The 25,617-nt window shown below is 63.4% G+C and carries 20 protein-coding genes; 5 read left to right on the top strand and 15 right to left on the bottom strand.

Annotated elements, in window-relative coordinates:
• Positions 1–167: 167 nt before the first annotated feature.
• Genes LDN85_RS04560 through LDN85_RS04550 form a run of 3 tightly spaced genes read right to left on the bottom strand, consistent with a single transcriptional unit; the run spans position 168 to position 7,745 of the window.
• Entirely contained in the window at positions 168–3,860 is a 3,693-nt protein-coding gene (locus LDN85_RS04560; protein WP_223944718.1) for a 1,4-alpha-glucan branching enzyme, read from the bottom strand.
• A gap of 1 nt (position 3,861) precedes the next feature.
• Positions 3,862–5,658, bottom strand: coding sequence for a maltose alpha-D-glucosyltransferase (gene treS / locus LDN85_RS04555; RefSeq protein WP_026542157.1), 1,797 nt, complete (start codon positions 5,656–5,658; stop codon positions 3,862–3,864).
• Positions 5,658–7,745, bottom strand: coding sequence for an alpha-1,4-glucan--maltose-1-phosphate maltosyltransferase (locus LDN85_RS04550; RefSeq protein WP_272944988.1), 2,088 nt, complete (start codon positions 7,743–7,745; stop codon positions 5,658–5,660). The genes treS and LDN85_RS04550 overlap by 1 nt, the downstream gene beginning before the upstream one ends.
• Before the next feature lie 125 nt (positions 7,746–7,870).
• On the opposite strand from LDN85_RS04550, the gene glgP reads away from it, so the two are divergent.
• Entirely contained in the window at positions 7,871–10,495 is a 2,625-nt protein-coding gene (glgP, locus tag LDN85_RS04545; protein WP_223944717.1) for an alpha-glucan family phosphorylase, read from the top strand.
• A gap of 147 nt (positions 10,496–10,642) precedes the next feature.
• Here glgP and LDN85_RS04540 read toward each other — a convergent pair whose 3' ends face one another.
• Genes LDN85_RS04540 through glgX form a run of 3 tightly spaced genes read right to left on the bottom strand, consistent with a single transcriptional unit; the run spans position 10,643 to position 13,636 of the window.
• A complete protein-coding gene (locus LDN85_RS04540) occupies positions 10,643–11,002 on the bottom strand; it encodes a barstar family protein (protein ID WP_026542160.1) in 360 nt (119 codons plus the stop codon).
• 6 nt (positions 11,003–11,008) lie between these two features.
• A complete protein-coding gene (locus LDN85_RS04535) occupies positions 11,009–11,497 on the bottom strand; it encodes a ribonuclease domain-containing protein (RefSeq protein ID WP_223944716.1) in 489 nt (162 codons plus the stop codon).
• A gap of 24 nt (positions 11,498–11,521) precedes the next feature.
• Positions 11,522–13,636 carry a glycogen debranching protein GlgX gene (gene glgX / locus LDN85_RS04530; RefSeq protein WP_223944715.1) on the bottom strand — a complete coding sequence of 705 codons (2,115 nt, stop codon included), beginning with the start codon at positions 13,634–13,636 and terminating at the stop codon, positions 11,522–11,524.
• Positions 13,637–13,875: 239 nt separating this feature from the next.
• Between glgX and LDN85_RS04525 the strand changes: the two genes are divergently transcribed.
• Positions 13,876–14,685, top strand: a complete 810-nt coding sequence (locus tag LDN85_RS04525; RefSeq protein WP_223944714.1) for a carbon-nitrogen hydrolase family protein — start codon at positions 13,876–13,878, stop codon at positions 14,683–14,685.
• Between the two features lie 410 nt (positions 14,686–15,095).
• On the opposite strand, the gene rlmB is transcribed toward LDN85_RS04525, so the two are convergent.
• The 6 genes from rlmB to LDN85_RS04495 all read right to left on the bottom strand — a co-directional run bounded on the left by rlmB (position 15,096) and on the right by LDN85_RS04495 (position 19,985).
• On the bottom strand, positions 15,096–16,088 hold the full coding sequence (gene rlmB, locus LDN85_RS04520; RefSeq protein ID WP_026542164.1) for a 23S rRNA (guanosine(2251)-2'-O)-methyltransferase RlmB: 993 nt from the start codon (positions 16,086–16,088) through the stop codon (positions 15,096–15,098).
• 80 nt (positions 16,089–16,168) lie between these two features.
• Positions 16,169–17,623, bottom strand: a complete 1,455-nt coding sequence (gene cysS, locus LDN85_RS04515) for a cysteine--tRNA ligase (RefSeq protein WP_223944713.1) — start codon at positions 17,621–17,623, stop codon at positions 16,169–16,171.
• Positions 17,624–17,658: 35 nt separating this feature from the next.
• Entirely contained in the window at positions 17,659–18,015 is a 357-nt protein-coding gene (locus LDN85_RS04510) for a hypothetical protein (protein WP_223944712.1), read from the bottom strand.
• Positions 18,008–18,565 carry a 2-C-methyl-D-erythritol 2,4-cyclodiphosphate synthase gene (ispF, locus tag LDN85_RS04505; RefSeq protein ID WP_223944711.1) on the bottom strand — a complete coding sequence of 186 codons (558 nt, stop codon included), beginning with the start codon at positions 18,563–18,565 and terminating at the stop codon, positions 18,008–18,010. The genes LDN85_RS04510 and ispF overlap by 8 nt, the downstream gene beginning before the upstream one ends.
• Complete coding sequence (ispD, locus tag LDN85_RS04500; protein ID WP_026542168.1) at positions 18,565–19,347, bottom strand: 2-C-methyl-D-erythritol 4-phosphate cytidylyltransferase; 783 nt, start codon at positions 19,345–19,347, stop codon at positions 18,565–18,567. The genes ispF and ispD overlap by 1 nt, the downstream gene beginning before the upstream one ends.
• Positions 19,348–19,502: 155 nt before the next feature.
• Positions 19,503–19,985 (bottom strand): CarD family transcriptional regulator, encoded by a 483-nt coding sequence (locus LDN85_RS04495; protein WP_011690592.1) that lies wholly within the window; start codon positions 19,983–19,985, stop codon positions 19,503–19,505.
• Between the two features lie 293 nt (positions 19,986–20,278).
• Here LDN85_RS04495 and LDN85_RS04490 point away from each other — a divergent pair, with 293 nt between their 5' ends.
• Positions 20,279–20,845 (top strand): hypothetical protein, encoded by a 567-nt coding sequence (locus LDN85_RS04490; RefSeq protein WP_026542169.1) that lies wholly within the window; start codon positions 20,279–20,281, stop codon positions 20,843–20,845.
• A gap of 93 nt (positions 20,846–20,938) precedes the next feature.
• Here LDN85_RS04490 and LDN85_RS04485 read toward each other — a convergent pair whose 3' ends face one another.
• Positions 20,939–21,619 (bottom strand): response regulator transcription factor, encoded by a 681-nt coding sequence (locus LDN85_RS04485; RefSeq protein WP_020608526.1) that lies wholly within the window; start codon positions 21,617–21,619, stop codon positions 20,939–20,941.
• The gene (locus LDN85_RS04480) at positions 21,616–22,920 is read right to left on the bottom strand and encodes an ATP-binding protein (protein WP_223945419.1); all 1,305 of its coding nucleotides are present in this window, start codon (positions 22,918–22,920) and stop codon (positions 21,616–21,618) included. The genes LDN85_RS04485 and LDN85_RS04480 overlap by 4 nt, the downstream gene beginning before the upstream one ends.
• A 199-nt stretch (positions 22,921–23,119) precedes the next feature.
• Here LDN85_RS04480 and phoU point away from each other — a divergent pair, with 199 nt between their 5' ends.
• Entirely contained in the window at positions 23,120–23,773 is a 654-nt protein-coding gene (gene phoU / locus LDN85_RS04475; protein ID WP_026548399.1) for a phosphate signaling complex protein PhoU, read from the top strand.
• Positions 23,774–23,916: 143 nt separating this feature from the next.
• On the opposite strand, the gene LDN85_RS04470 is transcribed toward phoU, so the two are convergent.
• A complete protein-coding gene (locus LDN85_RS04470) occupies positions 23,917–24,663 on the bottom strand; it encodes a phosphoglyceromutase (RefSeq protein WP_223944710.1) in 747 nt (248 codons plus the stop codon).
• A 132-nt stretch (positions 24,664–24,795) separates the two neighbouring features.
• On the opposite strand from LDN85_RS04470, the gene LDN85_RS04465 reads away from it, so the two are divergent.
• Positions 24,796–25,617, top strand: a complete 822-nt coding sequence (locus tag LDN85_RS04465; protein WP_223944709.1) for a class I SAM-dependent methyltransferase — start codon at positions 24,796–24,798, stop codon at positions 25,615–25,617.

The raw sequence follows: 25,617 nt of genomic DNA, 5'->3' as shown, positions 1-25,617 counted from the left end.
CACCTTGGTGAGGGCCGCCGTCGTCGGACGTTTGCCCCTGAACCGGGCCGCAAACCAAAGCCGGGCGGAACCAGCAACGCTCCCCCACCTGAGTGAGGGAGCGTTGCTCGAAAGCGGCTGTTATGTGAGAGAGGGACGCTGGAAAAGGGCGTTGATGCGGGAGAGGGTCAGTCCGCCAGGGTGAACCACGAAGCGCCGAGCGGTGGCAGGGTGACTGTCAACGCTGCGGGCTGCCCATCTGCTCCGGGAGTCGATGCCGTCAGGGATCCTGCATTCAGGACTCCGGAGCCGCCGTAGGTTTCGGAGTCGGTATTGAGGACTTCGGTCCATTCCCCGGCAGCAGGCACACCAAGGATGTAGTCCTTGTGCGGAGCACCGGAGAAGTTCACTGCGCACACCAAGGGTTTGCCCTCGTGGTCCCAACGGATGAAAGTGAGGACGTTGTGGTCAGCGTCCGCGCCGTTGATCCACTGGAAACCGCCGGCCTCGTTGTCCCGCTGGTACAAGGAAGGCGTGGAGGTGTAAAGCCCGTTCAAATCCTTGATCAGGAGTTGCAGTCCACGGTGTGCGGGAATGTCAGCGAGGAACCAATCCAGTCCGTACTGTTCGGACCACTCTGCTTCCTGGCCGAACTCGGTACCCATGAAGATCAGCTGCTTGCCCGGGTGCGCCCACTGGTAGGCGAAGAACGCACGCAGGTTTGCCAGCTGCTGCCAACGGTCCCCTGGCATCTTCCGCAGCATGGAGCCCTTGCCGTGAACTACTTCATCGTGGCTGATGGGCAGCAGGAAGTTCTCGGTGAAAGCGTAAACCAGGGAGAACGTGATGGTGCCGTGGTGCCACTTGCGGTTGATGGGGTCCTCTGAAATGTACTTGAGGGAATCGTGCATCCACCCCATGTTCCATTTGAGTCCGAAGCCCAGCCCGCCGTGGTTGGTGGGAGCGGTGACGCCGGGGAATGCCGTGGATTCCTCGGCAATGATGATGGCCCCCGGGTGCGACTTGTAGACCGTGGCGTTGACTTCCTGCATGAAGGAAATCGCTTCAAGGTTTTCGCGGCCGCCAAACTTGTTGGGCCTCCACTGGCCTTCCTCGCGGGAGTAGTCCAGATAAATCATGGAAGCCACGGCGTCTACCCGCAGGCCGTCGATGTGGAATTCCTCCAGCCAGTACAGCGCGTTGGCCACCAGGAAGTTCCGGACCTCGCTGCGTCCAAAGTCGAAGATCAAGGTTCCCCAGTCCGGGTGCTCCCCCAGCGCGGGATCGGAGTGCTCATAAAGCGGCTGGCCGTCGAACTGCGCCAAGGCCCAGGAATCCTTGGGGAAATGGGCCGGGACCCAGTCCAAGAGCACACCAATTCCGGCCTGGTGGAGGGAGTCCACCAGGAACCGGAACTCATCCGGGTGGCCGAAGCGTGACGTCGGCGCAAAGTAGGACGTCACCTGGTAACCCCACGAACCGCCGAAGGGGTGCTCGGCCACCGGCATGAACTCGACGTGCGAGAAGCCAAGCCATTTGACGTAGTCAACCAGCTCTTTGGCGAGCTCTTTGTAGCCAAGGCCCAGCCGCCATGAGCCCAAGTGGACTTCGTAGACGCTCATCGGCGAATTGTGCGGGTCCTTTTGGGCCCGGGCCGCCATCCATTCCGCATCCTTGAAGCGGTAGCCGGGTTCAACCACGCGCGATGCCGTCAACGGCGGGACCTCGGTACCGAAGGCCAAGGGGTCGGCCTTCTCTATCCAGTGACCGGACTTGGTCAGGATCTCGTATTTGTAGCACGCCCCTGCTACAACGCCCGGAATGAAGATTTCCCACACCCCGGACGAGCCCAGGGACCGCATGCCGTGGGATCGACCGTCCCACCCGTTGAAATCGCCCTTCACCCGGACGGCTTGGGCATTGGGAGCCCAGACGGCGAAGGAGACACCGTCCACCTCGCTGAGCGCGGATCGATAATGCTGGACGTGCGCACCAAGCACATCCCAGAGGCGCTCGTGGCGTCCTTCGCCGATCAGGTGCAGGTCCACCTCACCCACGGTAGGCAAGTAGTGGTACGGGTCATCGATGGTGACGGGTTCGACGTCGTACACCACTTCCAGACGGTAGTCCGGCACGTGGCCCGCCTGCAGCGGTTCAAGGACGGCAGTCCAGACGCCGTGGGACTCGTGCGTGGCCTCGATACGGCCCGCTTCGGTCACTACTGCCACGGACTTGGCGAGGTGCTTCACAGTACGGATGGTGACGTGTCCGTGGTCGTCCAAGTGGGCGCCGAGGACCGAATGCGGCGCGTGGTAGGCGCCGGCTGCCACGCGTTCCAAGGTCTCGGAGTCCACGTGCAGGGGAACTCGGGGCCGTTCGGTGCGTGCAGAGCCAGTCATGTCATTACCTTCCGCTATAGCTGCCGCGTGCTTTCCGCGGTTTGTGTTGTCGAGGATTCGTCGCGATGCATTCACCGGGATGGCCAGCCAATCCGGCCGGTTCCGCAGCTCGTACACCACCTCGTATAAGGCCTTGTCCAGCCACAATGCCACAAAGAGCGGCGAGCGGCGGTCTATGGTTCCCGGGGTGACATCGCTGTACCCCTCAAGGAACGCTGCAGCACAGTCATCCACCCAGGTTTCGGGCACCTTGGCTGCGGTTTCTTCGTTTTCGCGTTCGGCAGCACCGGCGGCGTAGTCGAATGACCGCAGCATGCCCGTCACGTCGCGCAGGGGAAGATCCGGGCTGTTGCGCTCGTCGATGGTCCGGAGCGGCTCACCCTCGAAGTCGAGGATGGCCCAGCGGCCGGCCTGCCCATCGCTGCCGGACAGGGACCCTTCGCCGGGAACCAGCAGAATCTGGCCCAGGTGGAGATCACCATGGACGCGCTGCAACTGCCCTACGTCCCGGGGATCCAGAGCCGCCAGCAGTTCCTCAAGGTTCCCGTCATAAGGCCCGACGGCGGACGCGGCCTCCGCCCACGACTGGCGGACGCGCCGGGCTACAGTGGCAATGATGTCCGAGCCCTGTTCCTGCCCGTCCTGGGTGCCGAAAGTTTCTGCAAGCCTGGCATGAACGGTCGCCGTGGCGGCTCCGAGACCCCGGGCCTCTGCAGTGAAATCCTTGCCTGCAGCGGCCGCTTCCACCGCCAACCGCCAGGCATCCAGCCCACCGAGCAGGAATTCGTGCGCCACGGTCAGCTCGCCGGTGGCCACCGTGGAGCCGCTCGTTCCCGGCCCGTCCCAGGAACCGGTGATCCAACCCAGCGTGGCGGGAACCTCACTGGTCCCGGCTGCGGTCAGGGCAGCGCCAAGTTCAACCTCAGGGTTTTTTCCGGCCGCCAGCACGCGGAAGATCTTCAGGATGGCAGCAGAGTCACCGTCGTCGATGATGACTGAGGTGTTGGACTGCTCACCGGACAGGACGCGGACGGAGGTGGGGTCTCCCGGCAGCGACACGCGGCCACGGGTCAGGTGCCCCTGGGTGCCGGCCGTGCCTTGGCCCGGAACAGTTCCTTCGCTCCGCATGAGCTTCAGCCACGCGGTGATGAATTCCGAATCGTAGACGGCGTCGTACACCAGGCGCAGGCCGGAATCGTCAGTAAACTCGCCCAACAATGCTGCCGGAGCATCCACCAGTGGTTGTTTCCTGTAACTCAGCGGAACCTGCACCACGTCAGTCCGGGGACCGCCGTCGGCCGTCCGGTAGGTGACCGCCAGCAACACCACCTCAAACGCGGTATCGCCGTCGGCACCGGGCAGCCTGAAGCCGCCCACCTGCTTCAGGGCAAAGTCGGGGCTCTTGACGGGGAACCAGCGCTTGCCTGGCAGCCAGGTCAGGAGAAGTCCTTCAATGGAGGGGTTCAAGTTGTCCTTGCTCATCTCATCCTTTGGAGGTCACCACGGGAATCGCCTGGGTAAAAGGCGACGATGGATTGGAAAAGGCCGAGCGCACCCGCAGCCAATAGAAGCTGTGGCTGCCCAGCATCACGGTCAGGTGACCGTTGTCTCCGACGGCCGGGAAGGGCTGGCCGCCGAAAATATCGCGCAGGCCGCGGCCCGCGAATTCGGGGATGTCCAACGTTGCCGCGACTGGGTGCTGGGAGAGGTTGAAGACGCACAAAATGGTCTCTGCGTCCTCGCCCTCGGGGTTGCCCGCCGGCAATTCCCGTACGTAGGCCAGCACCACTTCATGGTCGGCCTCGATGTGCCGGAAGCCGCCCAGGCCGAACACCGGATGGTTCTTGCGGACACTGAGGATCTGCCGGGTCCAGCGCAGCAGTGAACCGGAGTGCGCGGCCTCGGCCTCAACGTTGGCCATGCTGTAGTTGTAAACCAGGGACTGGATGACCGGAAGGTACAGCTTGCCCGGATCAGCTCCGGAGAACCCCGCATTGCGATCCGGGTTCCATTGCATCGGAGTCCTGACGGCATCGCGGTCATCGAGCCAGATGTTGTCCCCCATGCCGATCTCGTCCCCGTAGTACAGGAAGGGACTGCCCGGAAGGGAAAGAAGCAGGGCATTGATGAGTTCGATCTCGGAACGGGAGTTGTCCAGCAACGGCGCCAGTCTCCGCCGGATGCCGATGTTTGCCCGCATCCGGGGATCAGGGGCATACCATCCCAGCATGGCGGCCCGTTCCTCGGCCGGCACCATCTCCAGCGTGAGTTCATCGTGGTTGCGAAGGAACGTCCCCCACTGGGCACCCTTGGGAATTTCCGGAGTGTCCCGCAAGGTCTCGATGATCGGAGCGGCTTTCTGGTCCCGGAGGGCGTAGTACAGCCTGGGCATGATGGGGAAATGGAACGCCATATGGCACTCAGGCGCTTCCTCCGTGCCGAAGTACTCCACCACTTCATGCGGCGGCTGGTTGGCCTCGGCAATGATCACCCGGCCGGGATAATTCGCGTCCACCATGCGGCGAAGATCCTGCAGAAAAGTGTGTGTTGCCGGCAGGTTCTCGCAGTTGGTGCCGTCTTCCTCGAACAGGTACGGAATGGCATCCGCACGGAAGCCATCGATCCCCTGGTCCAGCCAGAACCGGATCACGTCATAGAGGGCCTCAATGACTTTGGGGTTCTCGAAGTTCAGGTCCGGCTGGTGGGAGAAGAAACGGTGCCAGAAGAACTGGCGCCGGATGGGATCGAACGTCCAGTTGGATTCCTCGGTGTCAACGAAGATGATGCGGGCGTCCTGGTACTTCTCGTCCGTATCGCTCCATACGTAGAAATCTCCATAGGGGCCCGTGGGGTCCTTGCGGGATTCCTGGAACCAGGGATGCTGGTCCGAGGTGTGGTTCAGCGGAAGGTCGATGATGACCCGAACGCCCCTGGCGTGGGCCTCGGCCACCAGCCGCTTGAAGTCGCTGATGGTGCCGAACTCGTCCAGGACCGAGGTGTAGTCCGCAATGTCATAGCCGCCATCGCGCAACGGGGAGTGGAAGAACGGCGGCAACCACAGGCAGTCGACGCCCAGCCACTGCAGGTAGTCCAGTTTCTCGATCAAGCCATGGAAATCACCGGAACCATCCCCGTTGGCATCCGCAAAGGCCCGCACCAGTACCTCGTAGAAGACTGCCTTCCGGTACCAGTGTGGATCATGCTGGAGACCGGGGGCGTTCAACTCGAAGGTGTTCTTCGGAGTGAAGTACTGGCTCGGGTTCTGCGGAGAAAAACTCACTAAGGCTGCCTCCGGATGCTCAGGATGTGCGCGGGTTCACCATGGGCATCCAGCCGGACGTAGTTGTGCTCGCCCCACTCCCAGCTCTGGCCGGTGATCAGGTCATCCACCCAGAACCGGCCGTCCTCGTTGAGGTCGCCCGGGTCCAGTTGCAGGGCGGCAAGATTCAGCGAAACCGTGCTTTCGCGGGCGCTGTGCGGATCCACGTTGACCACCATGATCAAGGTGTCCTTGGTGCCGTCCGGCAACGTCTTGTGCTTGGAGTACACGATCGTGGCGTCATCGGTGCTGCTGTGCAGGGTCAGGTTCTGCAGGTCACCCAGGGCTACGTGATCCTTGCGGATGGTGTTGAGCCTGGTGATGTACGGCGCCAGGGTGCGCCCGGATTCCGCTGCGCCTTCCCAGTCCCTGGCCTTGTACTCGTACTTTTCGTTGTCGATGTACTCCTCGGCGCCCGGGCGGGCCACGTGCTCGTAGAGCTCGTACCCTGCGTAGACGCCCCAGAGGGGGCTGGCCGTTGCAGCAAGTGCAGCCCGGATGCGGAAGGCTGCCGGACCGCCATACTGCAGGTACTCAGTGAGGATGTCCGGGGTGTTCACGAAGAAGTTCGGCCGGAAGAACGCCGCAGTCTCGCGGCTGACTTCGTGGAAGTACTGCTCCAGCTCAGTCTTGGTGTTCCGCCACGTGAAGTAGGTGTAGGACTGCTGGAATCCGGCACGGCCCAGGGCGTGCATCATGGGCGGACGGGTAAAGGCCTCCGCAAGGAAGACAACCTCGGGGTTCTTTTTGTTGATCTTGCCGATCAGCCATTCCCAGAACCACACGGGCTTGGTGTGCGGGTTGTCCACACGGAAAACCTTGACGCCGTGGCTGATCCACAGCTGGACGATCCGCAGGATTTCCTTGGAAAGGCCGGCCGGATCGTTGTCGAAGTTCAGCGGATAGATGTCCTGGTACTTCTTCGGCGGGTTCTCTGCGTAGGCGATGGAACCATCCACGCGCGTAGTGAACCACTCAGGGTTGGACGTCACCCATGGGTGGTCGGGCGCTGCCTGCAAGGCAAGGTCCAGGGCGACTTCGAGTCCAAGCTCATTGGCGCGTGCCACGAACGCATCAAAGTCCTCAAACGTCCCCAGCTCCGGGTGGATGGCGTCATGGCCGCCGTCCTTGGAACCGATGGCCCAGGGCGAACCCGGATCCTGCGGTCCCGGCGTGAGCGTGTTGTTGCGTCCCTTGCGGTGTTGGAAACCGATCGGGTGGATGGGCGGCAGGTAGATGATGTCGAAGCCCATGTCCGCAACGGCGTCGAGCCTCCTGGCCGCCGTACGGAAATTGCCTGACGTCCACACTCCGGTGGAGTGATCCAGCACGGCACCCTCGGAGCGGGGGAAGAACTCGTACCAGGAGCCACGTCCAGCGAGGTCGCGCTCCACCTGCAGCGGGAAGCGCTCGGACACGGTCACCAGTTCGCGGATCGGAACGCGTCCGACGGCGGCCTGCACCTCAGGGCTGAAACCGGCGCCAAGGCGCTCCTCGGCGGTCTTGGTGGTGTCGCCAAGCACAACGGAAGCGGCACGCAAGGTGCGCTTTTCCGCAGCGCTGCGTCCGGCGTCGTCATCGGCTGCTTCGGCCAGGAGGGCAGCGCCCTCGGCGAGCATCAACTCGACGTCGATGCCGGCTCCGACCTTGACTTCGGCATTGTGGTGCCAGGTGCCGTAGCGGTCATGCCAGGCTTCAATGACGAAGGACCAGGCTCCGGTGCCGGTGGGCGTGATCAGGCCCTCCCAGCGGTCCAGGCCCTTCCACTGCTCGCCCTCGGCCGGGGACAGGCGGACGCGCTGGCGCTCCTTGCCCCTGGGATCGAGCAGCACAGCGGACACGCCGAGCTGGTCATGGCCTTCCCGGAAGACCGTGGCGCCGACAACAAGGTCCTCTCCCGGCAATGCCTTCGCCGGGAAACGGCCACCCTCAACCACCGGCTGCACGGCAGTGATGGGGAACCGGCCGAAGCGGAGTCCCTGGGTGATGTCCGTAGTCGTCTTGGATTTCAGAGCGGTGATGGTTCGCGCGGTTTTCGTCACAACCACGACGTTAGCGAGAAAAATCACAGAATGCTAAGCACACGACCTATCTACCCGACGCAAGATGACTTTTACCTAAAAGAAACCCAATCCAGTTCCGGCTGCCATGTGAGTCCGTTAGTGTGGCGCTCGTGAAGGCTATTCGAAGGTTTACAGTCCGTACCGTCCTCCCCGAGCCCATCCGGCCCCTGGCCCGATTGGCGACCAATCTGCGCTGGTCCTGGCACCGGCCCACACGGGAACTTTTCGCGAGCCTCAACCCGGCTCTCTGGGAGGCCTCGCAGCACGACCCCATAGCGCTCCTGGGGTCCATCAGCCGCGAACAACTGCAGGACCTCGCAAACGACGGCGAACTGGTGGGCCGCGTCCAGGACGCCGCCTCCGACCTGGACCGTTACCTCAGCGAGCCCCGCTGGTACCAGGGCCTCGGTGAAGATGCACCGGCCTGCATTGCGTACTTCTCCCCCGAGTTCGGCATCACTGAGGTTCTGCCCCAGTACTCCGGCGGCCTTGGCATCCTCGCCGGCGACCACCTCAAAGCCGCCTCGGACCTCGGCGTGCCGCTGATCGGCGTCGGGCTCCTCTACCAGGCCGGCTACTTCAAGCAGTCCCTGTCCCGCGACGCCTGGCAGCAGGAAACATACCCGGTACTGGACCCCGACGGATTGCCGCTGACCCTCCTCCGCCACCCCGGCAAGGACGGCATGCCCGGCAAACCCGTCCACATCTCCCTTCCCTTGCCCAACGGCCGCGAGCTGCACGCGCACGTCTGGCGTGCCGACGTCGGGCGCGTTCCGCTGCTGCTGCTGGACTCCAACGTTCCCTCCAACGACGAGGCCGCCCGCGGCATCACGGACCGCCTGTACGGCGGCGGAGGCGACCACCGGCTGCAGCAGGAACTGCTCCTGGGCATGGGCGGCGTCAAGGCCCTCCGCGTCTACCAGGAACTCACCGGCACCCCCGCGCCTGAAGTTTTCCACACCAACGAAGGCCACGCCGGGTTCCTGGGCATCGAACGGATCCAGGAAGCGATGTCCGATCCCGCTGAGCCCCTCAGCTGGGACGAGGCCCTGGCCGCCGGACGCGCATCCACCGTCTTCACGACGCACACGCCCGTCCCCGCCGGCATTGACCGTTTCGAGACCGTCCAGATCAAGCACTTCTTCGAAGCCGGCCTGGCTCCGGCCGTGCCCACGGACCGCATCCTGGAACTCGGCCGTGAAAACTTCGACGGCGGCAACCCTTCGGTCTTCAACATGGCAGTGATGGGTTTGCGCCTGGCGCAGCGTGCCAACGGCGTGGCCAAGCTTCACGGCGTGGTCTCCCGTGAAATGTTTGCCGGCCTGTGGCCAGGATTCGACCACTCGGAAATCCCCATCACCTCCGTCACCAACGGCGTCCACGTCCCCACCTGGGTGGACCCCCGCATCTCCACCCTGGCCCGCACCCAGTTCGGTGCCGAAGCCGAGGCGTTGGGCCGCTGGGACCTTGCCTACAACGTCAGCGACGAAGACGTCTGGGCATTGCGCCGGGAACTGCGCGCCCAGCTCATCGAGGACGTCCGACGCCGGCTCCGGGCTTCCTGGAAAAAGCGCGGCGCCGCCGACGCCGAACTCGGCTGGACCGGCTCCGTACTGGACCCGGACGTGCTCACCATTGGCTTCGCACGCCGCGTACCCACCTACAAGCGCCTCACCCTCATGCTCCGCGATCCCGCCCGCCTGAAGGCCCTCCTGCTGGATCCCAAACACCCCATCCAACTGGTCATCGCAGGCAAGTCGCATCCCGCAGACGACGCCGGCAAGAAAATGATCCAGGACCTGGTCCGCTTCACCGACGATCCCGAAGTCCGGCACAGGATTGTGTTCCTGCCCAACTACGACATCGCCATGGCAAGGACCCTGTTCCCCGGCTGCGACGTGTGGCTCAACAACCCCCTCCGCCCGCTCGAAGCCTGCGGCACTTCCGGCATGAAAGCCGCCATCAACGGCTCGCTCAACCTCTCCGTCCTGGACGGCTGGTGGGACGAAATGTTCGACGGCGAAAACGGGTGGGCAATCCCCACCGCCAACAACGGTGCCTCAGCCGACGAACGCGACGACATCGAAGCGTCCGCGCTCTACGAACTCCTCGAAAACCAGGTAGCCCCGCGCTTCTACGGCACCACGGTGGCCCAAGGCGCCGGAGCTGCAGGACCGTCCGAGTCCAGCCGCGAAACAGTGCCCACGCACTGGGTGTCCATGATCAAGCACACCCTGGCGAACCTCGGCCCGGCCGTTTCCGCTGAACGCATGCTCCACGATTACGTCAACAACCTCTACTGCCCCGCTGCTGTTTCCGGGCGCAGGGCTGTTGCCGAAGCCTTCAAGGAAGCCAAGGAACTCGCCGCCTGGACCACCAAGGTCCGGAACGCCTGGCCCCAGGTTGTGGTGGAACACGTTGACTCCGTGGGCGTCTCCGAGGAACCCCAAGTGGGCGACAGCCTTCAAGTCAACGCCTACGTGGCCCTCAACAGCCTCACCCCGGACGACGTGTCAGTCGAGGTAGCTTTTGGACGCGCCGAGGACTCCGACGAGCTCGAAGACGTAGTGGTTGCAGAACTGGACTCCCTGGAAGACCTCGGCGGCGGACGCCACCTCTTCCACGGCTCCCTGGTCATCAACCGGTCCGGCTCCTTCGGCTACACCGTCCGGGTATTCCCGAAGCACTCGGCGCTGGCATCGAAGGCTGAACTGGGATTGATCGCGAACGCGTAAGCCCTAACCAGACGACATCCGCCGGATGTCAGTCATCCTCCGCGTGCTGCTCCTTCGTCGCTTTGACGCACGCTTCCGGATAACTGGCATCCGGCTTGTTGTTTGGCGGGCCGCTACGGTTGGGATCCATAGGGCCCGTTGGCGCGACTAGTTTTCGAAAACGGCGATCACTGCGAGGTCTCGGCCGGCGTAGCGCTCGGCGTCCTGGAGTACTTCGCAAACTACCCCGAAGGACCGGTCTGTGCGGTAGGCGGCCGGGACCTGCCAGATCATGGTGACCGGGCTGCCGTCGTCCTCTGAAAGGGCGTCTGCGTAGTCGTGCAGGGAGTCGTTCAGGGCGTCGAGGTTCACGCCGTAGTACTCAGGGAAGTCCAGTACCTGGGCGAAGACTTCCAGCACGGCCTGCTTGGTGTTTGCCGGCGGGACCATCACTGTCCTGCGGCCGGCGTCGGAAATTTGTTCCTGCAGTTCTTCCAAGGTCCAGGTGTCTGCGGAATAGATCTTCATGGGCTCCTACTTGTCTTCGACGATGAACTTGAACGACTCGTAATGGTCCGGGGTGTAGTACTTTGCTGAGTCCTTGCCCACGATGATGCGGCGGGGTCCACGGTCGAACTCTCCTGGTGTGGTCACCGTGTATTCCTTGTAGAACCCACCGGACTTCTTGGGCAGCAGGCCTTCAAAGTTGCCGAAGTTCACGCCGTCACGGTCGTATGGGTAAGGGCCGCCCTTGGCGATCAGGGCCAGGGTTTGACGGGCTTCCCTGGGCAGCTGCGAGGCGTTGATGGCAGGCAGTGTTGAGGGGTTTGCCACGGCGGCAGCCGACGACGACAACGCAGGGCCAGGTGCCGGCGTCGTGCTTTGCGCTGTTGTTTCTCCGCCGGAAGGCGGCGCACTGCTTGGCGCCGTCAGCGAGCCTCCGCCCACCATGGCGACAACCAGCACGACGACGGCGATCACCAACCCCGCGAATGCCACCAGTTTGCTGCGGCTGCGGTTCATCTGAAGTGCTCCTGGGGTAAGTGCCTACGTGCGGTAAATGTTGATGGTGTTGGCTTGCAGGATATCCCGCTCGCCGGAGGCCACCAACGCGCCCTTCCGGCGCTCGTGCAGCACCGATGTAGTGAAGCGGAGCTCGAACATGCGCTTGCCGATTCCGGTTTCGCTGAGGATCTCCGGCAGGACCATCTTGACGTCCTGGTTGCTGCCGTTTACCGAGATCAAGCCACGGATTTCGCTGTCCTCATGCCCCATCAGGAGCTGGACGGAACGCACATTGGGATCATTCCAGCGTGCTGGAGTCATCTGCTGGCCTTTGTCGTCAAACCACTGGAGGCTGGAATTGTTTGCGTTGCCAGGGAAACTCTCGGGCTGGTGACGCAGGAACCAGCGGCGGAGCCGGACCAACTCCCGTGTGGTCTTGAACATGGCGTTGGCTTCCTGCGTGCGGCTCCAATCCAGCCATGCCGTGGGATTGTCCTGGCAGTAGGCGTTGTTGTTGCCCTGCTGGGTCCTGCCGATTTCGTCGCCGGCCGTGATCATCGGGACGCCGAAGGACAGCAACAGGGTAGCCATCAGGTTCCGGACGGACAGGGCGCGGGCAGCCACAATGGCCTCGTTCTCGCTCCGGCCCTCCACGCCGTGGTTGTAGCTGCGGTTATCGCCGTGGCCGTCGCGGTTCTGCTCACCGTTGGCCTCGTTGTGCTTACGGTCGTAGCTCACCAGGTCCTTGAGCGTGAAGCCGTCGTGCGCCGTGATGAAGTTGACGCTGGCCAGCCGTGTACGCCCTGATGATGCGAAGAGATTTGCGGAGCCTGCCATGAGTTCAGCCAACGAGGCCACGGAACCACCTTGGCCACCGGCCTCAATCGCAGCGCGGTCGGACAGCCAGAAGCTGCGGACGCCGTCACGGAAGTGATCGTTCCAATCCGACCAGCCCTGCGGGAAACGCCCCGTCTGCCAGCCCCCATAGCCAACGTCCCACGGCTCGGCGATCAGCTTGACCTCGGACAACACCGGGTCCTCCGCAATCGCCTGGAGGAAGGGGTGCCGGGGGTCAAAGGTGTTGCCGGCGTCCCTGCAGAGCGTCACGGCCAGGTCAAAGCGGAAGCCATCGACGTGGAAGTCGTTCACCCAGTACCGCAGGGAATCGAGGGCCAGGTCCACCACTACAGGATCACTGAAGTCCAAGGTGTTGCCGCAGCCGGTGGTATCCAGGTAGCGCCCGTGGGCATCGTGCCGGTAGTAGCGTTTTTCCGCCAGCCCACGGAAGCTCAAGGCCGGCCCATCGGGACCTGCCTCGGCGGTGTGGTTGTACACAACATCGAGGATGACCTCGATTCCCGCCGCATGGAGCAACTTGATCATGCCCTTGAGTTCATCCTGTACCGCGTGGGGGCCGGCGTTGCGGGCAGCCTCCGTGGCGTAATCCGCATGAGGGGCGAAGAAGGCCGCCGTGTTGTAGCCCCAGTAATTGGTCATGCCCAGGTCCTGCAAGTGGGACTCGTCCAAGTGGAAATGGATGGGCAGGAGCTGGACAGCCGTGATGCCAAGTTCCGTGAGGTGCTGGATCATCACCGGGTGGGCCATGCCTGCGTACGTACCCCGGAGGTGCTCCGGGATGTCCGGGTGCAACATGGTCTGGCCGCGCACGTGCGCTTCGTAAATGACGGAGGTCCGCAAAGGGACGCGGGGCGGCTGGTCATCGCCCCAGTCAAAACCTGTTTCCACATGCACACTGGTGAGGAACTCGCCCCGCTGGTCCACAGCGCGGCCGTAAGGGTCCAGCAGCAGGCGGTGTTCGCCGTCGTCGTCCAGGTCCACCGCCGGCAGGGACATGGGGAAGGTGCCCTCCGAGGGGGCCGCGCGGAAACCATAGCGGGTACCCGGCGGCATACCGCTGACCACTCCGAAGTGCACGCCGTCCTCAACGTTCGGAAGGATGTGGGCCCGCCAAGGTTCTCCGGGGGCTTGGAAGGCGATTTCAACCGCTTCCAAGTCGGGTGCGAAAACCGCCACGTTCACCTGGTGGTCCTGCATTTTTTCGGCATCGTCAAGGCCGGGCTGGGGCACGCTCAGTCCGAGGGGCCGTGGCCGGGAGGCGTCGACGGCAGCTGCTGTGTCAAAAATAGGCATAACCATTGCTTGCAAGTTTAGTTCCACGCAGAGTAAGTGCCGCGCCGACCCCGCATGTGACGACGTTCCTCATCGCGATTTGATTACTTGCCTGGGGAGGGCCGGATTCCTCGGGCCGTTCACGTGCTGCAACGCGGTTTCAGCCTGCGCATGCATACCTTTGCAGTTGCGCGAATAAGTCGGAGGCTCAGTCTTTCGGCGCGAGCACTTGGCATACTGGGACGGAGACAACTGGAGGTTCTATCGTGCGTGTGGCACTCGCCCAAGTCATCACCGGCAGGGACGTTGCCGGCAACCTGCGGCTCCTGGAGGAGTACGCCCGCCTGGCAAAAGAGGGTGGAGCCGGGCTGGTGGTCTTCCCTGAGGCCATGATGCGCGCGTTCGGGAACTCGCTGCTGGATATCGCCGAACCACTGGATGGACCGTGGGCCAGCCGGGTCCGTGATCTCGCCCAAGAACTGCAACTGGTGATCGTGGCAGGCATGTTCACTCCCGGTGCTCCCTCATCCTCAGGGTCGCGCCGTGTGCGGAACACGCTTCTGGCCACTGGACCCGGAGTAGAAGCGAGTTACGACAAGATCCACCTCTTCGACGCGTTCGGCTTTGCGGAGTCGGACACCGTTGAGGCGGGTACCGAACCTGTGACGTTCGACGCCGGTGGCCTCACCTTCGGCTTGGCCACCTGCTACGACATCCGTTTCCCTGCCTTGTTCACAGCCAACGCCGACCACGGAGCAGTGGTCAACATAGTCTCGGCCTCCTGGGGATCCGGGCCTGGCAAAGCAGAGCAATGGCAACTCCTGGCTCGTGCACGCGCCGTGGACACCACCACATTCGTGCTCGCCTGCGGCCAGGGTGATCCGGCAACGCAAGGTGTTGAGGTCAAGGGTTCCGCGCCCACAGGAGTGGGGTACTCCGCCGTCGTGTCCCCGTTCGGCCAAGTGCTGGAATCCCTCGAGGGCGAACCCGGCCTCATCTTCCACGACCTCGACTCCGCAGCGGTGGAAGAAGCGCGTGCGAAGCTCCCGGTGCTGGCCAACCGCCACCACTTCTAGCCCTCTTCCACATCCCCCCACCCTTCACCGGAACGCTCTCCCACATCCCCCACCCTTCACCGGAACGCTCTCCCACATCACCCACCCTTCCGGCCACAACCAGGGGATGTGCGAGAGCGTCCGCCCCAACCCCAGGGGAACTGATAGAGCGTCCAGCCCACACCCAGGGGAACTGATAGAGCGTCCGGCCCAAACCCAGGGGATGTGCGAGAGCATCCGCCCCACACCCAGGGGATGTGCGAGAGCGTCCAGCCCACACCCGGGGGATGTGCGAGAGCGTTGGGCACGGAAAAGGCGCCGCAAGGGCCATCCGGAAGCATGCGTCTAAGCGAGGTACGAGCGAGCATGCGGAGGATGGCGCTTGCGGCGCCTTAGCCAGGTGGATGGCGCTTGCGGCGCCTTAGCGAAGACTACTTGGCGGCGCGCTGCCTCGACACTTCGTACAGCGAGATACCAACGGCCATGGACGCGTTGAGCGATTCCATGGCGGAGTCGATCGGGATGGAGACGATCTGGTCGCAGTTTTCGCGGACCAGCCGGCTCAGGCCCTTGCCTTCGGAGCCCACCACGATGCACACGGGCTCGGTTGCAACGGTGAGGTCGGGCAACGAAACGTCGCCGTCGCCATCGAGGCCAAGCACGTAAATGCCCATGTTCTTGAACTGCTTGAGGGCGTTGTTCAGGTTCGACGCGCGGGCCACCGGCACGCGGACAGCGGCACCGGCGCTGGTCTTCCAAGCGGACGCAGTGACGCCGACGGAGCGACGTTCGGGCACGATGACGCCGTGGCCGCTGAACGCGGACACGGAGCGGATGATCGCACCGAGGTTGCGAGGGTCCGTAATGCCATCCAGTGCCACGAAGATGGGTGCGTTGGAGATGTGCCCCTTCTTCCACTTGGCCAGCGTCGTCTCGGCGAGGTCGTAGGCGTCCTCGTACTCGTACGGCGGGATCTGCAGGACCAGGCCCTGGTGGACGGCGTCCTCGGTCATGCGGTCCAGTTCAACCTTGCCGGTTTCGAGCAAGGGGATGCCACGCTCGGCCGCAAGCTTGAGGGATTCCTTGACGCGGTCGTCCATCTCAATGCGGATGGCCACGTGCAGTGCCTTGGCCGGGATGCCGGCGCGGAGGGCTTCGACCACCGAGTTGCGGCCGGTGACCAGTTCTTCGGTTGCACGGCCCTTGGGGCCCGAGCGCGCACCGGCGCCACCCTGACGGGGACCTGTGCCGCGCTTGGCAGCTGAGCGCTCAGCCAGCTGCTTGTTCTTGTATGCCTTGTGGTAGGTGCGGTCCTCCGCCTTGGGCGTGGGACCCTTGCCCTCCAGGGCCTTGCGGCCGTGGCCACCGGTTCCGGTGGAGGGGCCCTTCTTCTGCTTGACCGACCGGCGACCGTTGTTGGCCATGAGATTCCATCCTTGATTTTGTGAGTAAGTCTGGAATCAAGTCTACTGACCCGATGCAATTCGGCCGCCGCGGCCTTTTGTCAGTCGCGTTTGAGGCTCCAGGTTGCCCCGTCCGCACCATCTTCGACCACGACGCCCGCGGCAGCCAGGGTGTCCCGGATCGCGTCCGAGGCAGCCCAGTCCTTGGCGGCCCTGGCAGCAGCCCGGGCGCCGAGTTGGGCATCGATCAGCACTTCCAATGCGGCGTGCTCGCGTCCTTGAACAGCTTCGGGGCGCTTGACCGCATCCAGGCCAAGCACTTCGGTCATGGAGAGCACGCTGTACAGGGCAACTTTGGCAGCGTCGAGATCGCCCGAAGCCAACGCCGTGTTGCCTGCCCGCACCGTTTCGTGAAGTACGCCGAGGGCCTGGGGCACGTTGAGATCGTCGTCCATGGCCGCAATGAAAGCAGCGGGCATGTTGGCCTGCGGGGAAACGTCCGAGACGGCTGCCCCGACTTTCGCCGACGCCTTGTGGATGAACCCGTCAATGCGTTCGACGGCGGCCGCAGCCTCCTGCAACGACGTCGGCCGGTAATCCAGGATGGAGCGGTAGTGCGCCTGGCCCAGGTAGTAGCGGACCACGCGGGGCGATGCGAGCTCCAGCATTTCGGCCGGGCTCACCGTATTGCCGATGGACTTGGACATCTTTTCACCCTCGTAGGTGACCATGCCGTTGTGCATCCAGAAGTTGGCGAAGTCGTCGCCGGCCGCCTGGGACTGGGCCATCTCGTTCTCGTGGTGCGGGAAGCGCAGATCCAATCCCCCACCGTGGATATCGAACCGGGACCCGAGGTATTTAGTGACCATCGCAGAGCACTCGAGGTGCCAGCCGGGACGTCCGGCACCCCAAGGGGACTCCCACTTGGCGGTGACGGGTTCACCGTCCTTGAAACCCTTCCACAGCGCGAAGTCGCGGGGATCCCGCTTACCGCGGGGGTCCGCGTCGGCGGCTCCCTGCATGTCATCAATATTCTGCCGCGTCAACGAGCCGTACTTGCTCCAGGAGCGGACATCGAAGTAGACGTCGCCGGAATCGTCCAGTGCGGGGTAGGCGTGGCCGCGGTCGATGAGGCGCTGGATGAGCGCGTGCATTTCGGGGATGTGGCCCGTGGCCCGGGGTTCGTAGGTTGGCCGTTGAACACCAAGGGAGTCGTAGGCGTTCTGGAATTCCTGCTCGTAGCGGTAGGCCAGGGCCCACCACTCTTCAGCCTGGCGCGCGCTGGGCTCGGCGTCCCAGTCCGGCCCGAACGACTGGGCGGACTTGGCGAGGATCTTGTCGTCAATGTCAGTGACATTGCGCACCACTGTGACGCGGAGGCCGCGGAATTCAAGCCACCGGGTCAGTTGGTCAAAGGCGATGGCGGACCGGACGTGGCCCACGTGCGGCATTCCCTGAACAGTTGCCCCGCAGTAGTACACGCTGGCCTTGCCGTCTTCGAGGGGAACGAAGTCACGGACTTCGGCGGAGGCGGTGTCATAGAAGCGCAGGGTCACCGCTCCAGATTAGCCGATGACGCGGCGTGACCTGCCTACTTGCAGTATTCGCCGATCTTATTGAACTGAACCTTGAGCTTTTCCTGCTGGTCCTTGGTGGCCGCACCGAGCGATGAAGCCGCAGCGTCATCCATGATCGCCGCCATCTCCTTGATGGGGTTTCCGATCTCCGGAGCAAGCTTGCCCGCGATCTCGTGGTAGTGCGCTGCGATCTGTTTGGACTGCTGTTGCTGGTTGCCGTCGGGCTTGAAGGTGTCGTTGTTCAGGAATTCGCAACTGGCCGCCACGTCCATGGTGGAGGAACCCGCACAACCGCCCAGCAAGAGCGCGGCCGCAAGGCCGGCGGAAAGCACCACCGCCGAACGCACGACGCCGGCACGCGGCTTATCCATGCGGCGCACCTTTCGCCGGTCCCGGCTCCGCTACGGTGGCCTCGTGTCCGGAAACCGGATACACCAGGGCTGTCGCAACAGCGGAGATCCCGTCCCCACGGCCGGTGAAACCCAGTCCGTCGCTGGTGGTGGCGGTGACGCTGACAGGAGCGCCGGCTGCTTCGCTGAGGACGCGTTGGGACTCTTCGCGCCGCGGCCCGAATTTGGGACGGTTGGCCACAAATTGCACTGCGACGTTGCCAATCGCGAATCCGGCCTCGCGCACAATGCGCGCCGCTTCCCCGAGCAACTTCACTCCCGAGGCCCCGGCAAACTCGGGGCGGTCCGTGCCGAAGTGCGTGCCGAGGTCGCCGATTCCGCAGGCGGAGAAGAGTGCGTCCGCCGCAGCATGGGCCACGCAATCGCCGTCGGAATGCCCTGAAAGTCCTGGCTCACCTTCCCAGAAGAGCCCGCCAAGCCAGAGCGGCTGGGGGTCGTCCGCGGGGGCAAATGCATGGACATCAATGCCGATACCGGTGCGGGGCAGGATCACGTTGCGGTCCGGTGCCATCAGCCCTCCACCCAACGAATACCCAAAGGTCCCTCCAGGAGTCCTTCGGCGATGATGAGGTCCAATGGCGTGGTGATCTTCAGGGACTGGCTGGCTCCCCGGACGGCATGGACCGGGACACCCAACAGCTCAACCAGCATGGCGTCATCAGTGACGGACGCGGCTTGCTTGTCGTCAAAGAGTGCAGCAGCCTCGTGGGCACGGCGCAGAGTGGCCCACTCGAAGCCTTGCGGAGTCTGTACGGCCCTGAGTTGTTCGCGTGGCGCCGTCCCAGTGACAACTTCCGGAGCGATGGAGGAGTCAGCCTCGGACGTCCCGGAGACTGTCTTGATGGTGTCCACCACGGGCATGGCGGGAATGACGGCCTTCGCACCCGCAGCCAGGGCGTCGGCGACGCGCTGGAAGACGCGCTCCGGGGCCAGGGCACGGGCAGCATCGTGCACGAGGACGAATTCCGTGCCGTCTTCCAAAGCACCCAAAGCGGAGCGGACGGAATCCGCGCGGGACGATCCGCCGTCGACCACGGAGATCTCCGGGCCGCCGTCCACCAGATCAACGGTGAAGTCGGCGATCAACTCACGGAGCTCCGTGTCGCCTTTGGGGACGGCGATGCAGATCTGCCGGGCTACGTCTGCTGCCACTACTCCCCGAAGGGCATGCATCAGGATGGCTTCACCGCCGAGCGGGACCTGGGCTTTGGGCATGCCGTAGCCCAGACGCTCACCGGAACCGGCGGCAACCAGGATCACGGCCGTAACGGCGCGCTTGGAAGGAGTACTCATGCGCCCAACGTTACTGGGAAAGTACCTGCAGATACTTGATGATCATGCGTCTCCGGGCACTTTTCCGCCTGAAGATACTTGATGATCAAGTACCTCCGACCGTATTTGGGCAAAAAGAAACCCGGCGGCGCTTTCGCACCACCGGGGCTCAATTCTTAGGAAGCCAAGACCTCGTCAAGAACGCTTGCAGCCTTCTCTTCGTCCGTCTTCTCCGCCAGGGCCAGTTCTGAAATCAGAATCTGCCGCGCCTTGGCCAGCATCCGCTTCTCGCCTGCGGAAAGGCCGCGATCGTGATCACGACGCCAAAGATCGCGAACGACCTCCGCCACCTTGATGACATCGCCTGAAGCAAGCTTCTCCAGGTTCGCCTTGTAACGACGCGACCAGTTGGTAGGCTCTTCAGTGAACTCGGCGCGGAGAACGTCAAACACGTGCTCCAAGCCTTCTTTGCCCACTACGTCCCGGACCCCAACAAGGTCAACGTTCTCTGCTGGAACTTCAATGGTCAGATCACCCTGAGCCACCTTGAGCTTGAGATACATCTTCTCTTCGCCCTTGATGGTGCGCATCTTGATTTCCTCAATTTTTGCTGCACCGTGGTGAGGGTAAACTACTGTCTCGCCGACCTCAAAAACCATGTGGACTTTCCCCTTTCCCGCAGATTAGTCTATCACGATTAAGGCATACGACTGGCACCCGGAAGGCGCTTCTGCCGCGCCAATACAGGGGAAAAGGCCTTAAGCGACTTCCTCCAAGGTCTTGACGTATTGGCCTAAAGATGCTTTGAGCAAGCAATGTGCGAGCAAGATCTCCCCCGCCGGCCGCGCCATAATGCCTCCTCGAATCCTTATTTCGACCTGTTTGCCGATAGGCTATGGCTGAAAAGTGTTCCAATGACTCTTGAGGAGTAGGTGTCGTGCGCAATACTGCGATGAACCCTGTCCAGCGCGGCAAGCTGGCAATTGCGGCGGCTGCAATCGGCGTCGGTCTTCTGTCCGTCACCGGCTGCGGATTCGTCAACGCCCAGCAGACTACCCACCAGTACTCGGCATCGGACGGGGTCAAAGCTGATCTCGGCAAGCTGCAGTTGCGCAACATGCTGATTGTTGCCTCCGGTGAGAACGAGCCCGGCCGCGTTATCGGCGCTGTGTTCAACCAGTCCGGCTCGGATGCGACGCTCACCATCAGTGGTGCAAACGGCGCCCAGACCGAGATCCCGGTCAAGGCAAACTCGGAGACGTACCTGAACGACTCCGCCGACGCCGCCATCCTGAGCACAGCAGGCGTGATCCCCGGTGGTCTTACCCCGATCACGATCCGCAGCGGATCCGACTCCGCCACGATCAACGTCCCGGTAGTAGACGGCACCCTGCCCGAGTACGCCAAGTACCTGCCCGCCACGGCCAGCTCATCGGCAACGCCTACGTCGACGGAGTCCGGTACGCCGACGTCGACGTCGTCCGCGACGCCCTCCGAGTCCGCAGCAGCCGGACACTAGCAGGCAATACGCTACAAGCCTTACAACAAAGGAAGGGTCCCGCCTCGGCGGGACCCTTCCTTTGTTGTTGCAGCTGTTATTGGCAGGAGGCCTTTACGGCTCGAACTTGTAGCCCAGCCCACGCACCGTGACCAGGTAGCGTGGAGCGGAGGGATCGGGCTCAATCTTGCTGCGGAGCCGCTTCACGTGCACATCCAGGGTCTTGGTGTCGCCAACGTAGTCCGAACCCCACACGCGGTCGATCAACTGGCCACGCGTCAGCACCCGACCTGAATTGCGAAGCAGCATTTCCAGCAGTTCGAACTCCTTCAGCGGCAACGACACCTGTTCGCCGTTGACGCTGACCACGTGCCGCTCAATGTCCATGCGGACCGGCCCGGCCTGGACGGTGGAGGTGATGAGTTCCTCCGGTTCACCCTGGCGTCGCAAAACCGCGCGGACACGGGCCACGAGTTCCCGGGAGGAATACGGCTTGGTGACGTAGTCGTCGGCGCCGAGTTCCAGGCCTACGACCTTGTCGATCTCGGAGTCCTTGGCAGTCAACATGATCACAGGCACACTGGAACGCTGGCGCAGCTGGCGGCAGACTTCGGTGCCCGGGGTGCCGGGCAACTGCAGATCCAGGAGGACCAGGTCTGCTCCGTTCCTGTCGAACTCCACCAAGGCATCACTGCCGTTGTCCACTACCTCGACGTCGAACCCTTCCTTGCCCAGGAGATAGGACAGGGGGTCGCTGAAGGACTCTTCGTCCTCCACAATCAAAATCCGGCTCAAGCGCTGGCTCCTTGCTCTTGGACGCCGCTGGCGCCCCTTTGTTGACCCGCGATAGGGGTTTGCTGAATCGCATTGTTGGCTTGGTGAACGGTCCGCTGGGGCTCGACGGCGACGCCTGGCGCCGGAAGTTCCGCGGCGGAAACCGCTGTTGCAGCGGCAGCCGGCTGGCCGCCGTCGTCGTCCTGGCCTTCCATTTCCGGAAGGCGGATGGTGAAGGTGGACCCCTGGCCGGGCTGGGACCATACGGTCACCTCGCCGCCGTGGTTGGAGACCACATGCTTGACGATGCTCAGGCCAAGGCCGGTGCCGCCGGTGTGCCGGGAACGGGCTGCGTCAACGCGGTAGAAGCGTTCAAAGACCCGTTCCTGGTCCTCGGGGGTCAGGCCCTCGCCCTGGTCAGTCACGGAGATGGCGACGACGCCTTCCCGGGTTCGGATGCCAACCCCCACGCGGGTGTTTTCGGGTGAGTAGCGGATGGCGTTGTCGATCAGGTTGCGCAGTGCGGTGACCAGCAGGTCCCTGTCGCCAAAGACCAACGAGTCTGAGTGGCCGCCCACCACAATCTGGATGTTCTTGCTCTCTGCCGGCAGCTGCGAACGGTCCACGGCCTCGGTAATCACAGTGTTGATATCCACCGCGTGACCTTGCTGGGCAACGTTGGCACCCTGGAGGCGGGACAGTTCAATGATGTCCTGGACCAAGGCTGCGAGCCTGCCGGATTCCTTGTGCATGCGCTTGGCGAAGCGGCGCACTGCTTCCTCGTCATCCGGCGAGGCTTCAAGAGCCTCGGCAAGGAGCGAGATGGCGCCAACGGGAGTCTTAAGCTCATGGGAGACGTTGGCCACGAAGTCGTTGCGGATCTCTTCGGTACGGGTAATTTCGGTGCGGTCATCGGCCAGGAGGACGATGTATTCCTGGCCCAGCATGGCCGCACGCACCTGCACCACAATGGTCCCCTTGCCCAGCGGACCGCGGGGAAGCTCATACTGCTCCTCCAGGATCACGCCATCGCGGCGTACCTTGGCAGTCATGTCCAGCAGTTGCTTGTGCACCACGGTGTGCCCGCGGACCAGTCCGTAGGCGTACGCGGCGGGACTGGCACGGACGACGCCGTCGATCACGTCCACTACGACAAACGCACGCCCGACGACGGCAAGCACCTCGGCGGCACCTTCAGGCAGGCGGGGCTCGGCAACGTCCAGGTCCACGATGCTCCGCTGACGTTCGCTGATCCTGAACGCGAGCATGCCAAAGACGCCCAACGACAAGCCAACGAGGCCGGCGACGACACCTATGAGCAATGGATCCACGGCTCCAGCTTATGCTGTGGAAAGACGGGCAAGCAGTGATCCGGCGCCAAACGCGGACGGTTCAACTAACGTTCATCTAAAGGTGCCGAACAGTTCACTGGGCCCTGACACAGTTACTGGTTGGACTGCCAATGGTTTTGAAGTCCGGCCCATCCCCCGGGAACCGGATTTCCAAGGAAAGGACGCCTTAGTGCGCAAGGTTTTTCAGGAGGAACTCACCCAGGTAGGTGACGACCTCATCGAGATCTCCAAGCTGGTTCACGAAGCAATCACGAAGGCCACAACATCCTTCGAAGGTGCCGATGTGGATCTGGCACAGGACGTCATCGCGGCAGATGCACGGATCGACTTCCTCCAGAACAGCCTCGACGAACGCGCCATCGACATCCTTGCACTGCAGGGTCCGGTGGCCAGCGACCTCCGCATGATCGTAGGTTCCCTGCGCATGAGTGCCTCGCTGGAGCGCATGGGCGACCTCGCCCGCCACGTAGCCCAGCTGGCCCGCCTGCGCTACCCCGCTACTGTGATCCCCGCTTCGCTGACCCAGACCTTCAAGGCCATGGCCCAGCACGACATCGAGATCACCGCCAAGGTCATCGAGCTCCTGGAAACCCGGGACCTCGAAGTGGCCCGGGACATCCTCAAGATCAACATCGCCGTGGACGACCTCCACCTCAGCGTTTTCAAGGCCATCGCCGCCCCAGAGTGGAGCGAGAGCCCCTCAACCACCGTGGACGTTGCCCTGGCAAGCCGCTACTTCGAGCGCTTCGCCGATCACGGCGTCTCGGTTGCCCGCAAGGTCACCTACCTGGTGACGGGCGAATGGCAGCCTGAAGGCTTCTAGCCTCACCCGCAAAAAAACGACGGCGGCCGGTCACGTAAAGTGACCGGCCGCCGTCGTTCAATCCAGCTCCGTAGCAGGTGCCGCGGGCGAACTGCGTCCAAGGGAGGGACGACCGAGCAGTCGCCGCGGCAGCAGCGGAGGAATTATTTCTTGCCCTGGTTCGCCACCGCGAGGATGGCCTGCGCTGCTGCGTCGGGGTCCAGGTATGTTCCACCGGGGTTGACCGGCTGGAAGTCCTCGTCCAGTTCGTACACCAGCGGGATGCCCGTGGGGATGTTCAGTCCTGCAATGGCTTCATCGCTGATGCCATCCAGGTGCTTGACCAGGGCCCGCAGCGAGTTACCGTGGGCGGTGACCAGGACGGTCTTGCCCGCCTTGAGGTCTTCCTTGATGTCCGATTCCCAGTAAGGGAGCAGGCGGACAAGGACGTCCTTAAGGCACTCGGTGCGCGGCAGGGCGTCGCCGAGATCCGCGTAGCGGGGATCGTGCGCCTGGGAGAATTCACTGTCGTCGGACAGGGGCGGCGGCGGGGTGTCGTAGCTCCGGCGCCATTCCATGAATTGCTCTTCACCGAACTCGGCGAGGGTCTGGGCCTTGTCCTTGCCCTGCAGGGCGCCGTAGTGGCGCTCGTTGAGCCTCCAGTCGCGCTTGACGGGGATCCAACCGCGGTTGGCCTTGTCCAGCGCCATGTTGGCAGTGTTGATGGCCCGCTTCAGGAGCGAGGTGTAGAGGACGTCCGGGAGGATGTTGTTCTCAACCAGCAGTTCCCCACCGCGTACTGCTTCTTTGCGGCCTTGATCGTTCAGGTCAACGTCCACCCAACCGGTGAACAGGTTCTTGGCGTTCCAGTCGCTGTGGCCGTGGCGCAGCAGAATCAGCTTGTAAGTCATGGTTTTCATCCTAGCTGAGCGGTTCCGTTGCCTGCCCGGCGTTACGAAGAGCAACGCGGGGTCACTTATGGCCCCTTTGAAAGCCCTCAAGGGGCCATAAGTGACCCCGGGTTGCAGGATAAAGTGGTGGCCGTGGTGCAAAAGGCGGAACGGGTGGGCTCTCCCCGAAGCAGGGGCGGCAAGCCGGTTGGCAACATCACCCGGGGTACCACCAACCCCAACCGCATGCGCCGCTTGGACCGATGGCTCGCCGGTCCGCAGTCTTGGCGGCTGCGCACCGCCGTCGACCCCCTTGTAGTGGATCTGGGCTATGGCGCCTCGCCCACCACAGCGGTTGAACTTTTCGAACGGCTGCAGGCCGTGCGTCCGGATGTGCGGCTCTGCGGCATCGAGATTGAACCGGAGCGGGTCCGGAGCGCCATGGCTCTCGAGCGGCCCGGGCTGAGCTTCCACGTGGGCGGTTTCGAGATTCCGGTGCCGGGAAAGCCCGTGCTGGTCCGCGCCTTCAACGTGCTGCGGCAATACGAGGAAGCCGACGTCGCCGGGATCTGGCATCTGGTGCAGTCGCGGCTCGCGCCGGGCGGACTGTTCATTGACGGCACGTGCGATGAGATCGGCCGCCGCGTCACGTGGGTGGCCCTGGACTCCGAGCGCCCATTGAGCCTCAGTTTTTCGGTGCGGTTCGGCAGTTTCGAGCTGCCTTCGGAGATAGCTGAGAGGCTGCCTAAAGCCCTGATTCACCGGAACGTTCCCGGCGAACCCATCCACGCGTTCCTCCAGGCGATGGACAAGGCCTGGCTGGAGGCGGCCCCGCTGGCATCGTTCGGGAACCGGCAGCGATGGACCGCCATGTGCCATTCACTGCGTGACGCCGGGTGGCCGCTTCAGGATGGTCCGGCGCGGTGGCGCCTCGGTGAAGTGACAGTGGCGTGGGACGCGGTGGCGCCCAGGTAG

This window comes from Arthrobacter sp. StoSoilB20 (assembly GCF_019977295.1).
In the GTDB taxonomy this organism is placed as follows: Bacteria; Actinomycetota; Actinomycetes; order Actinomycetales; family Micrococcaceae; genus Arthrobacter; species Arthrobacter nicotinovorans_A.
Note: the sequence above shows the minus strand (reverse complement) of the source record. Positions and strands in the feature narration are given on the sequence as shown.